This window comes from Novipirellula rosea (genome assembly GCF_039541335.1).
Taxonomy (GTDB): domain Bacteria; phylum Planctomycetota; class Planctomycetia; order Pirellulales; family Pirellulaceae; genus Novipirellula; species Novipirellula rosea.
In genome coordinates, this window is sequence record NZ_BAABGA010000017.1 from 73,667 (window position 1) to 85,456 (window position 11,790).

The window sequence follows — 11,790 nt, forward strand, 5'->3', positions numbered from 1 at the left end:
TGGAAATCACCTTGCAACCGCTCATCGTAGCTCGCAACCGCCCGCCGTGGCAAGAATCGAATTGATTTGACCGAAAGGTCTAAACAAGCTAAAATCGATGTGCACAATTCAACCAAGGAATTCGCCTTCCATGCCATGGGAAAAATCATTCGACGAAAAAGATGCCATCGACAAAGCGATGCATGTTTTTTGGGAAAAGGGGTACACCGCCACCTCCATTTCGGACCTGACTGCAGCGACCGGAATCCAACGCGGCAGTCTCTACAATGCATTCGCTGGCAAACAGGAATTGTTTCTTCAATCGCTGCTAAAGTATGACACGGAACAGCGACGCGTCTTGCTAAAACAGCTTGAAGCAATCGATGATCCGCTGAAGGCGTTTTCGGTCTTGTTCGATGCCATTGTTCAGCAATCACTCGAAGACCCTCAGAAAAAAGGGTGCTTCTTGGTCAACACATCCCTGACGCTCAGCGACCACGATGAGCCGACGCAGGAAATTGTGTCGGTTGCACTGAAGGAATTCGCTCAATTCTTTGAACGTCAGATCAAGCTCGGACAACAGCGTGACCAAATTCAGGCCACCGTCGCGGCACGTCCCACGGCGCGAGCACTTTTAGCACTGGTCGTCGGCATGCGAGTCATGGGCCGTGGCTGCTTTGACAAAGCTGCGTTACAGCAAGTCGCCAAACAAGCGATGCGTCTGGTTTCTTAGTCGTGGCCGACCCTACTGGCAAAACCCTCTTTGCATTACCGATGAACGGCGAAACCCATCTCCCGACCTTGCTGGAAAAGATGAAGCCCGAACTGCAAACGGGCGAGTTCGTGTTTTGCACCATGGCGCCCGAAGCCGCATCGAAGCTTCGTCTTTCCGCGATCGGTCAGTTTCTTGAACCCGAGGGTCTAACTCTGATTCTCGCGAAGGGGGAAGCCGAGACAAATGGACTCGAATTCGCGTATCCCTGCAGAATGATTACCCTGAAAATTCACTCCAGCCTCGAAGCCGTTGGATTCTTGGCTGCCGTGACCGACAAACTTGCCCACCGAGGCATCAGCGTCAACGCGATCTCGGCCTACTTCCACGACCATCTTTTTGTACCGACCGAACGTGCCGAGGAAGCGATGGACGTATTGAACGACATCGTCAAGGGCAGGACATAAATCCCAATCAGTTCTCAAGCATCAAGTCGCCGTCATGGCCGTTATTCTTTCGACCATCTCGCGGTTCGATATTCCCGCGGCGAGAGCCCCGTTGTCACGCGAAACTGGCGTGTGAATGCGCTTTGATCGGAATAGCCCGCCTCTAAAGCAACCGCTGCGATCGGAGTCTTCGATTCTGCCAGCAGCCCTTCAGCCAAATCGATCCGTGCCTTCATCAACCATTGCCCGGCGGTGATCCCGAAAATGTGACGCATCCGCCGGTCGAGCTGGTATCGAGACATCTCTGCAATTGATGCCAGCTCCTGCACCGAAGGCGGCGCTGACAAGTTTGCTTTCGCGTACTTAAGCGCTTCGGCGATCTGACTGTACTCTTCCGCTTCGTTGTTAGGCACTCGCAGGTCCTGGGAAACGCCAACTAACCCCACCACGGTGCCGCCTGGCTTCTTTAGCGGTAGTTTGGTGGTCATGCACCACCCCACGGCCCCCGAGGGATAGATGTGCAGTTCCAACTGGGACAATAACGGCTTTCCTGTGCGAAGAACTCGCTCGTCTTGGTCCGTAAACCGTGCTCCCAACGGAGCACGCAACAACTGTTCTGCGGTGCGACCCAGCAAATCCTGCTTACTTCGCACGCCACACCGATCCACGAGCGTTTGGTTGACAACGAGATACTGACCCTCGGTGTTTTTGATAAAAAATACACAATCCGAGAGATGATCGAACAATTCCTCACCGGTAAACGGTTCTCCTAACTGACTCAGAATCTCAGCAATCATCGTTGACACTCCATCTCGAAACTATGCGCATTTTCTAGCCAGTACTTTACACACTGGCAATAAACAACCAGCGATTTTGAAGTATAACTACCGCAGCAATTTGAACCCAATCGTCCTCCAGCACCACGTCAACAACTATGCCAATTGCACACATCCAAGGGAAACAGCTGATTGGCGCAGACGGGTCTGCCACCAACGCGGATACATTTGTGGCAACCGATCCTGCCACTCAGGCGGTCTTGGATCCGCCATTTCACGAAGCGAGCAGCGAGGAAATCGATCGAGCGATGACGTTGGCGAGCGAGTCGGCAGACGTCTTTTCAAACACTTCCTATGAAACCCGCGCGAAACTGTTAGAAGCAATCGCCGATGGGTTGATGGATGCTGGCCAAGACTTGCTGGATCGCTGTCACGCGGAAACCGCTCTTCCGATGAATCGTTTGCAGGGAGAACGGGCGAGAACGGTCAACCAAACCCGACTGTTTGCCGAAATGATTCGAGAGGGCTCGTGGGTCGAAGCCAAGATCGATCACGGGGACGCTGACCGCAGCCCCGCTCCGAAGCCCGACGTCCGCAGCATGCTGATCAGCATCGGCCCCGTCGTTGTATTCGGCGCCAGCAACTTCCCGCTGGCCATTTCCGTTGCGGGAACCGACACCACCACAGCCTTGGCCGCGGGGTGTCCAGTCGTTTGCAAGGCGCACCCGGCCCATCCGGGAACCTGCGAAATGATTGGAAAAATCATTTGTGATGCGGTCAAAGCGACGGGTTTACCGGCGGGGATTTTCTCTCTGCTGCAAGGACAATCGCATCAGGTAGGCCACTCCCTCGTAGAACATCCGGCGACCGCAGCGGTGGCATTTACGGGATCGATCGCAGGCGGCCGAGCTTTATTTGACACTGCAAACCGCCGCCCCAATCCGATTCCCGTTTATGCGGAAATGGGCAGTATCAATCCCGTATTTGTACTGCCGGGTGCGATCGCAGAACGTGCCGAGCAAATTGCCCAAGCGTTTATCGGATCCTTGACGATGGGCGTGGGACAATTTTGCACCAACCCCGGATTGATCTTGATCCCCAGCGGTGACCAAGGCGATCAGTTGGTCCAATCCATCGCACAGCATGCCGCCGCAGCAGCCCCAGGGACAATGCTGCACTCGGGAATTCACGACGCGTTTACAAAGGGAGTGGCGCGAATCAAGGACACCGACGGAGTGCAACTGCTTTCTCAAGCCAAAGGCCCTCGCGAGCAAGCCTGCTGCACGATCGCGGTGACGGACTTCGCAGTGCTCCAGCGCGAGCGATCGCTGCTGGAAGAACTATTTGGCCCTTGCTCAACAATCGTTCGCTACGAGAACGCGAACCAAATGATCGAGGTCGCACAAGCACTTGAGGGCCAGCTTACCGCCACACTACATGGCAGTGACAGCGAATTATCAGAGCACCAACCGCTGATTCGGTCGCTTCAACAAAAAGTGGGCCGGCTGATCTTCAACGGCTTCCCCACGGGGATCGAAGTTTGCCACGCGATGGTTCACGGCGGACCTTATCCTGCGACCAGTGACGCTCATTTCACTTCGATCGGGCCAGCGGCGATTAAGCGTTTTACACGCCCGCTCTGCTTCCAAGACTTCCCGAACGACTACTTGCCAGCCGAATTACAAGATGCCAACCCGCGTGGCATCATGCGAATGGTCAACGGTGTTTTCACGCGTGATCAGTAACATCGATTCGATTGACGCATCAACATACTATGCGCAAATTGTTATCTTGGCAGACGAAATACGCCAAGAAAATAGGGATGGCATTCCTATCCTAGGGCATCGGCCTAGCTGGCAGCCTTAGCCGACCAACGATTCCTTATTGATTCCATTTCAACGCCTCGCGGCGTCCCCCAAAAAAACCTCACTGGAGAGATGCGTGCCTGATAGCTCAACAATTTTTCGTGGTTGCATACCCGCGTTGATGACCCCGTGTAATGCCGATCGCAAACCTGACTTTGACGCACTGGTTCGCAAAGGCCGTGAACTGATCGATCTGGGAATGCGTGGGGTGGTTTACTGTGGATCGATGGGCGATTGGCCGCTGTTGACCGATGCGCAGCGTCAAGAAGGTGTCCGACTGCTTGCCGAAGCCGGCGTCCCGGTCGTCGTCGGAACGGGTGCCCAGAACCCACAACTTGCTGCAGAGCATGCCGCTCACGCAAAGCAGGTCGGCGCGGCTGGATTGATGGTCATCCCTCGCGTACTTTCTCGCGGGACCTCGCCTGCAGCCCAGCGGGCGCATTTTGCCGGCATCTTGAAGGCGGGCGAAGGAATCCCCTCGGTCATCTACAACAGCCCGTACTACGGATTCGAAACCAAAGCCGATCTGTTTTTCGATTTACGTGCTGAGTTTTCAAACCTGGTTGGCTTCAAAGAATTTGGCGGCGCCGCCTCACTCAGCTATGCCGCCGAACACATCACCAGCGGCGATCCGGATCTGACGCTGATGGTCGGTGTGGACACTCAAGTCTTCCACGGGTTCGTTCGCTGCGGGGCAGCCGGTGCAATCACTGGCGTCGGAAACGCCTTGCCAGGACCGATTCTGCGATTGGTCGAACTATGCCAACAGGCCGCCGCGGGCGATGTCGAAGCACGGCGACTTGCCGAAGAACTCGATAACGCGCTTGCCGTGCTGGCGAAATTTGATGACGGCCCCGACTTGGTGCTGCATTACAAATATCTGATGGTCTTGGAAGGCAGCCCCGAATACGCGCTGCAACTCAACACATCGGATGCGTTGTCGACGTCCCAACGAGCGTTTCTGGAAGACCAATGGAAATTGTTCCGCACATGGTGGGACAACTGGTCCGGGAGAGAATCTTGAGCAAGATTGGATTTGTCGACGCTCACACCGAAGGCGAACCGACCCGGATCATCGTCGACGGCGGTCCCGACATTGGGGACGGACCGCTGCCCGAGCGAGTCGCTCGCTTCGCCAAGTTCGCGGACGATTTCCGGCGATGTGTGATTCTAGAACCACGCGGCTGGGACGCGGTCGTTGGCGCTCTGTTGTGTGAACCGACCGATCCGACGTGCGCTGCAGGCGTGATTTTTTTCAATAACGCCGGCTATCTTGGAATGTGCGGCCATGGTGCGGTCGGCGTCGCGGTGGCGCTTCACTACCTTGGCAAAATCGGCCTCGGACAAAATCGCCTGGAAACCCCCGTGGGGATCATCGAAATCGATTTGCACAATCCCAACCAGGCGTCGATCCAGAACGTACCGAGTTACCGACTTCACCGCAGCGTTCCAATTGAAGTCGACGGACTTGGAACGGTCGTCGGCGACGTGGCTTGGGGAGGCAATTGGTTCTTCCTGATTGGCGAAAGCCCGGTGGATTTGATTCTCGACAACGTGGACGCGCTGATGGATGCATCCGGCCGCGTCCGAGATGCACTGCGACGCAATGGAATCACGGGCGCCAATGGCGCCGAGATTGATCACATCGAATTCTTTGGACCGCCTCACGCGGCCGATGCTGATAGTCGCAACTTTGTGTATTGCCCGGGCGGCCAATATGATCGTTCGCCATGTGGAACCGGCACCAGCGCCAAACTTGCCTGTTTGGCAGCCGATGGCAAACTGCAACCCGGCGAACAATGGATCCAAGAAAGCATCATTGGCAGCCGATTTACTGCCAACTACGTCCGCATCGACGAACACAACATCGTGCCGACGATCGTGGGGCATGCGTTTATCTGCAGCGAAGGCAACTTGATACGTCAACCGCTCGACCCATTTATCAGTGGAATTCGATGCACCACCGCGAATGAATCCGAAGAAAGGCTTGTATGATACGCAGTGCACACCGAGGATCGGTCGTCGTGGTCGGCGCTGGAACCATTGGAATCGCCTGCGCCCACTATCTAAACAAGGCTGGATTGCAAGTCACCGTGATTGACCGCGGCACCGTTGCATCGGCCTGCTCGCATGGAAACTGTGGGTACATCTGTCCGAGCCACGTACCGCCGTTGACCGAACCAGGCGCATTTGCTGTTGCATTAAAATCACTGTTTAATCCACAAGCCGCGTTTCGGGTGAAGCCGCGACTCAGCCCAGCGATGTGGAATTGGATGTGGCAATTCGCCCGCCGCTGCAATCACCGCCAAGTTTTAACTGCAGGCAAACACCTGCAGACGATCCTCGACGCGTCGATGGACGAGTATCGAAATTTGGTCCAACAAGAATCGTTGGTTTGCGAGTGGAAAGAGAACGGGCTGCTGTATGTATTGCAGACGCAGCGTGGCATGGACGCGTTTGCCAAGAACGACAAGATGCTGACCGAACACTTCGGTGTGTCGGCGAATCGGATCGAAGGCGATCGGCTTGCCGAATTCGAACCAGGATTAAAATCGGGACTCGCCGGCGCGTTTCACTACCCCAATGATACGTCGGTTCGACCGGACCGATTGAACCAACAATGGGCCGAGCGTGTTCGCAGCAACGGGGTGCAATTTATTGAACATTGTGAACTAACGAACGTTCACAAAACCGCGGGACGAATCTCGCATCTTTCGACGACGCAAGGGGAACTGCAAGCGGATCATTATGTGTTCGCCATGGGGGCCTGGAGCACACGCTGGTCGAATGAACTGCACTGCCCGATTCCAATCGAACCTGGAAAAGGTTACTCGGTGACGATGAACCGAGTCGAAAACTTGCCCACGCATCCGATCCTGTTTCCCGAACACAAAGTGGGCGTTTCGCCTTTCGAAACCGGGCTTCGGCTTGGTTCGATGATGGAATTCGCTGGCTACGACACCTCAATCCGCAGCCAACGCATCGAGCAACTTCGCGACTCAGCCCGCCCCTACCTTGTGGCATCGGTCGATGGCGAAGCAAAAGAAACATGGTACGGTTGGCGACCGATGACGTGGGACAGTCTGCCGATCATTGGCGTTACGCCGAATCTGGACAACACGTTTCTAGCGACCGGCCACAACATGTTGGGCCTGAGCTTGGCACCAAGCACCGGACGACTGATCGCCGAACTGGTTACCGGCCAACCGACTCACATCGAGGCGGCCCCATTCTCACCAACGCGTTTTTGATAACAGACAGGGCGGAGCGCCGGGCCAAAGCCGGTAACCCCAACGTTGTGAAGCATTTTCTCGTAGCCATCTTCGACAGCAAGGTGGTGATTCGCATTTCCGCGGCAACCATCCACGCTCTGGCAACCATCCACGCTCTGGCAACCATCCACGCTCTGGCGAGCGTAGCCACGAAACTCAAATGGCGTAATTTGCCGCTTCTAAATGTTTCCACGCGTTGCGGTAAACCGAACAAGACCTGCTACGTTGAGCAAGCCCGCAAAAAAATATCGAGCGAACTTTGACACCATTCGCTGCCGAGCTGAGCATCGCAGCAGGTGCCACTGAAACGGTAGCCTAGTAAAGTCACGACATAAAGGTTCGCGAAACTCAGGCTACCAAGCCGAATCGATGATTAAATCGCAAGGCACGGTAGTATGCGTACCACGCTCGTTTCGCACGATTCTGGCTATGCCGGCGTTTGCGTTTTCCATCTGGCATGACTTTACCCTCCTTCCATCTGCACCATAATTTTGGGTTCGATGTTGTGACGATAACTCAATAAAGCAATTGCCATGCCAATTCGCAAACCGCGCGGCCGCCAGGGCGTTGCGGTTGGTCCATGCCCTTACCGCCGCAAAGGAAACGACGCGTGCCAAACAAGGCAGCAACACGCGTTTGAGCCGAGCCGAGTGAAGGAAAACTCGCGTAGAACGCCCCCTGCTCGGTCACTCATTCTTAGCAGATAGATCGGCTTGCCGCAGAACATGGACAAGCTCCTGCAGATCGTTGACGACATAGTCGGGTTTTGCCACGTTCGGATAGAGTGCCTTGCCAGGGCGAGTGATGAAGGCGGTTTGCAGACCGACGTTTTTGGCGCCGGCCAAGTCCCAGGCGTGGGCGGCCACCATCAACACGTCTTCCGGTTTGACGTCCAGATCGGCAAGCACCATGCGATAGGTGTCGGGATGCGGCTTGTACTTCTTAATGGCTTCGACGCTGTATCGCTTTTCAAAGAATTCAGTCAAGCCTGCGTTTTTAAATTGAGTTTCAACGCCGACGTTGGACGAATTCGTCAGGCTGACGATTTGGTAGCCCTCGCTCTTGAGCGTCTGCAACCCTGCGACAACATCCGAGTGTGGCGGCAGTGACCGAAGCGGTGTCACGATCGCCGCTTTAGCCTGATCATACTCAAGGTCAATCCCTTGTGTTTTTGCAACCATCATCAGTGCGGCGGTGCCGATTTCACCAAAACTGTGATACTCGCCACTCAACGTCTCGACCAATGAATAATGAAGCATCGTCGAGAACCACAGCGGCAAAAGATCTTCGCGGCCGCCGAGTGCTTTTCCAACGGATGTTTTCAGCGGAGCAAGATCGAGCAGCGTTTCATTCACATCAAAAATAATGACCTTGGGCCGAGACACGACTGATCCTGATTCAGCTTGATGCTCTACGCCTTCGTCGGCAAGGGCAAAATGCGCAGACGAGCCGTTACCAGTAAATTCCAAAGCCAATAAAGCAAGAGCAAGTAATACAAATTTAAAGTTCATGCCGTTCTTTCGTGCGAGTAAGTGTGAGTTGTCGACCCCTCGTGCCAAAATCGGCCTTCCTCGAACGAAAGACGTGGGCCACCGCGATGGGACGTGGTCCGAATTGTTCTGATTCAATGCGGAAAGCCGTCTTGCATCCGACACCCACGCTCGACATTTTCGAGAAAAATTAACTCTCCCGAACAAGTTCGCTACCGATTGGGCCAAGGCTGATTCGATCGAATCAGACGTCAGCACGGTCGCTTTCAGCCGTGCCCAAAACACTCGTCGATTTTCGTGATGCCACCCCACATTCAGTTGGCGGGTTGCGCGTCGGCACTCCACTGGTTTTTGGCGAACGCTTTGTCAAGCGGCGTCTGCGCGACGTGATTGGTGTAGTTCGACAGAACCTTGAAGGCAGTTCCCACGATCACGTCGAATACCGTTTGCTTGGTGTAGCCAGCAGCCAGCAGCGCCTCGATGTCGCTTTCGTCAGGCCAGCCACGACTAAGGTTGACCTTCTCGGCATACACCCGCAGCGCTTCGAGCTTCGGATCGGCAATCGGAGTGCCTTCACGAAGCGACGTGATCACATCCTCGTCAACGTTCAATCCCTGCATGATCGACGTGTGTGCGGCCATGCAGTAAGTGCAGCCGTTCAGACGGTTGTTGGTCATGGCAATGATCTGGCGCTCGGTTGGGCTCAGATCCGTTTTGTTGTCAAAAATCTCGGCGACCGTTCGGTATGCTTCCAGCAGCGCCGGCGATTCGGCCATCACCGCATGCAGGTTCGGCACAAAGCCGTACGCCTTCTTGCTCTCTTCCAACAAAGGCTTGCTGTCGCCAGCGGTTTCGATCGTGTGAACGGCAAAGTCAGTCATCGTTTCAATCTCCTGAACAATTTGACCGGTCGGTCAAAACTAGAGTAAAAAAAGAGAGAAACCAAACGGACCGTCTGGATTCTCGGGTCGTCTGGATTCTCGGCTCCCCGTGCCGCCGAATTCAGCTCGTGTGATCCATCTACTATACGGGTCTGTACCGACCGGTCAAGACTATTTTTTTCAAGCGAACAGGTAGACAACCGCGGCAGCGAGTTCCCCTCCGTGTGATTGGCTCTGTCGCGTCTTTTATTTAATCGTTACTCAGGGCGATTCAATCATCGCCCATGGCACCTTTGACCAACGCGACAAATCCCAGCACAAACAGGATAGGTGGGTAGAAGAAGATCACCCCTGCGGCCAGCCCGCCGAAAAACCAGATTAAGGCGGCAACCATCATGAACAGCCCGCCCATCGTGCCGCTACTGAAAAATGAGCTGCCCCCGCGGTCAACGCTGTCTCCATTTCGACGTTCCTTGGCGAGCTGACGCTGAGCATCCGCCAGATGCGTGCTGGCGGTCGCGTGAGCCGGAGCCTGCTGCGAATGGCCCCCATGCTGCACTGCGGGATTCGCGTACGGGTGTGGCTGAGCCTGCCTCACCATGCCAGCGGCAGAGGGATAGGCCGCAGCCGCAGCGACGGGCAGATCCTCCAGCCAATCATTCACGACAGCCGCCGGCGGTGGAGCGGCCGCCGCCACAGGGGCGGCGTGCATAACCGCTGCGGCTTGGACGTCCGCAAGTGGCACTTTGCTGACGTGCCCGCAAGGACAACGGACCGACTTGCCACGCGCTGACAGCGGAGCCGCGAGGCGTTTTCCGCACGCACATGAAAGCGTCACTTTTCCATTGACGGACGACGTGCCGCCAACGGCAGCGGCCCCCGAACCGGCGGATGCACTACGGCCATTGCCGCCGGGGACGCGAAATTGCTGGCCACAGGTGCATTTGACTTTTTTCCCTGCCAATTCAGGCTTGGATTTCAAAACACGACGACACGCAGGACATGCAAATTGCGACATAACATTTCACCTGAGAGCGAACCGCAAACAGGCGTCCCCTGCCGCGTGGTGCAAAGGATACCCACCCGAACTCGCTAGGTCAAATTTTTTACTGCACCATGCCCCGCATGCTCAATGCGGCTTGCACTCAGGTCTTCCAATCGAGTCCGTAGGGCAGCTGATTCAGGCATTCAGGTTGGCCCTCGGTGACAACCAACATGTCCTCCACTCGGACTCCGCCGACTTTGCGACCGTATAGACCTGGTTCGATCGTAAACACTTCGCCTTCGAGCAATTCGCCTCCGCCGTGATCAAGCAGAATGGGCTCATGGACATCCAGTCCGATACCGTGGCCCAAGCCATGCTGAATACTCGCCTCGTCGGTGATCTTGCCGCGTGAAAGCTTGTAGCCGTGCTGTTTCAACACGTCTTCGGCCGCTTGATTGACGTCGCTTGCCAAATTACCAGCGACCAACAATTTCGCGGATTCAACTCTGGCGAGGACAACCGCATTGTGCATTGCCGCGACGGTTTCAGACACTTGCCCGTTGACCACCGTCCGCGTGCAATCCCCGTTGTAATAGGTTGTTTCGTCACGGGGATACAGGTCGACGATAATCGGCTGCTCGGTCAACAGTGGCCCAGTGCCGCTATGATGACAATCAGCAACCTCAGGCGCCGACGCCACAATCGCACCGTGCGACATGCTGAAGCCACGCTTCATGAATTCAATCGCTGCCAGGCTTCGAATCGATTCGCTGGTCAGCACTTCGCTGTCGTGACAGAGTTGCCCCTGCGCATTGACGCTCGCATTGGCAATTCGCTCACACATCATCCGCATCACCTCTTCGGTGACGGATTGGGCTTTGCGAAGGTACTCGATTTCTTGGTCCGATTTGACGCGCCGATCGAGGACTCCCAGGTCTTCATCGTACTGCAATTCAATTTCAGCTTGTTGCAAATGCCAAGCAAAGATAAATGGCAACGAACGATCGGCTTTGACCCGTTCAACACGTTTGGAACGCAGCACTTGAACCAGTGCTTGCGCCGTCGCGGTTTCGCGGTCCGCACTTAAGCCAAGCGGGGGCTCGTGCTCGGGGGGACAGGTCACGTGATCAGCACCACTGTGCTTGCGGACTCGATCCATTTCAAGATCGCGGACCAGGGCAATCGTGTGCCCCCCCAAATCAATCCAGGCGGCGGGGTCACCCAATGGCACATGAAGCCGCCGGTACAGCGACGGATTTTTATTGGGAAAGCCGGCAAGAACAGAAGCATTCATAATCAAAGAAACGTTAATGGAACGAGAAGCAGGAACAGGAAACTTAGATGAGGCTGGGGAGCAAGCCTCTAGGTTAACAATTCATCTCAC

12 protein-coding genes are annotated in these 11,790 nt (G+C 55.4%); 7 read left to right on the plus strand and 5 right to left on the minus strand.

The annotated features are described in order from the left end of the window. Window positions 1-130 precede the first annotated feature (130 nt). Together ABD971_RS06030 and ABD971_RS06035 are read left to right on the plus strand one after the other, a co-directional pair. Window positions 131-712 (plus strand): TetR/AcrR family transcriptional regulator, encoded by a 582-nt coding sequence (locus tag ABD971_RS06030; RefSeq protein WP_345320369.1) that lies wholly within the window; start codon window positions 131-133, stop codon window positions 710-712. A 41-nt stretch (window positions 713-753) separates the two neighbouring features. Next, window positions 754-1,158, plus strand: a complete 405-nt coding sequence (locus ABD971_RS06035) for an ACT domain-containing protein (RefSeq protein ID WP_345320371.1) — start codon at window positions 754-756, stop codon at window positions 1,156-1,158. A gap of 41 nt (window positions 1,159-1,199) precedes the next feature. Here ABD971_RS06035 and ABD971_RS06040 read toward each other — a convergent pair whose 3' ends face one another. After that, entirely contained in the window at window positions 1,200-1,934 is a 735-nt protein-coding gene (locus tag ABD971_RS06040) for an AraC family transcriptional regulator (protein WP_345320372.1), read from the minus strand. Between the two features lie 137 nt (window positions 1,935-2,071). Here ABD971_RS06040 and ABD971_RS06045 point away from each other — a divergent pair, with 137 nt between their 5' ends. The 5 genes from ABD971_RS06045 to ABD971_RS06065 all read left to right on the plus strand — a co-directional run bounded on the left by ABD971_RS06045 (window position 2,072) and on the right by ABD971_RS06065 (window position 7,313). Continuing rightward, a complete protein-coding gene (locus ABD971_RS06045; RefSeq protein WP_345320373.1) occupies window positions 2,072-3,658 on the plus strand; it encodes an aldehyde dehydrogenase (NADP(+)) in 1,587 nt (528 codons plus the stop codon). A gap of 184 nt (window positions 3,659-3,842) precedes the next feature. Beyond that, window positions 3,843-4,802: a dihydrodipicolinate synthase family protein gene (locus ABD971_RS06050; protein ID WP_345320570.1), complete on the plus strand. Its 960-nt coding sequence runs from the start codon at window positions 3,843-3,845 to the stop codon at window positions 4,800-4,802. Next, window positions 4,799-5,773, plus strand: a complete 975-nt coding sequence (locus tag ABD971_RS06055) for a proline racemase family protein (protein WP_345320374.1) — start codon at window positions 4,799-4,801, stop codon at window positions 5,771-5,773. Before ABD971_RS06050 ends, ABD971_RS06055 begins: the two co-directional genes overlap by 4 nt. Beyond that, window positions 5,770-7,029: an NAD(P)/FAD-dependent oxidoreductase gene (locus tag ABD971_RS06060; RefSeq protein WP_345320375.1), complete on the plus strand. Its 1,260-nt coding sequence runs from the start codon at window positions 5,770-5,772 to the stop codon at window positions 7,027-7,029. The genes ABD971_RS06055 and ABD971_RS06060 overlap by 4 nt, the downstream gene beginning before the upstream one ends. 47 nt (window positions 7,030-7,076) lie before the next feature. Next, window positions 7,077-7,313 (plus strand): hypothetical protein, encoded by a 237-nt coding sequence (locus ABD971_RS06065; RefSeq protein ID WP_345320377.1) that lies wholly within the window; start codon window positions 7,077-7,079, stop codon window positions 7,311-7,313. Between the two features lie 423 nt (window positions 7,314-7,736). Here the strand turns inward: ABD971_RS06065 and ABD971_RS06070 are convergent, their stop codons facing one another. The 4 genes from ABD971_RS06070 to ABD971_RS06085 form a co-directional block, all read right to left on the minus strand. Then, window positions 7,737-8,561, minus strand: coding sequence for a haloacid dehalogenase type II (locus ABD971_RS06070; protein WP_345320378.1), 825 nt, complete (start codon window positions 8,559-8,561; stop codon window positions 7,737-7,739). Window positions 8,562-8,854: 293 nt separating this feature from the next. After that, window positions 8,855-9,421: a carboxymuconolactone decarboxylase family protein gene (locus tag ABD971_RS06075; protein WP_345320379.1), complete on the minus strand. Its 567-nt coding sequence runs from the start codon at window positions 9,419-9,421 to the stop codon at window positions 8,855-8,857. 271 nt (window positions 9,422-9,692) lie between these two features. Next, window positions 9,693-10,439, minus strand: a complete 747-nt coding sequence (locus ABD971_RS06080) for a hypothetical protein (protein WP_345320380.1) — start codon at window positions 10,437-10,439, stop codon at window positions 9,693-9,695. A gap of 127 nt (window positions 10,440-10,566) precedes the next feature. Next, window positions 10,567-11,700, minus strand: coding sequence for a M24 family metallopeptidase (locus tag ABD971_RS06085; protein WP_345320382.1), 1,134 nt, complete (start codon window positions 11,698-11,700; stop codon window positions 10,567-10,569). Window positions 11,701-11,790 lie beyond the last annotated feature (90 nt).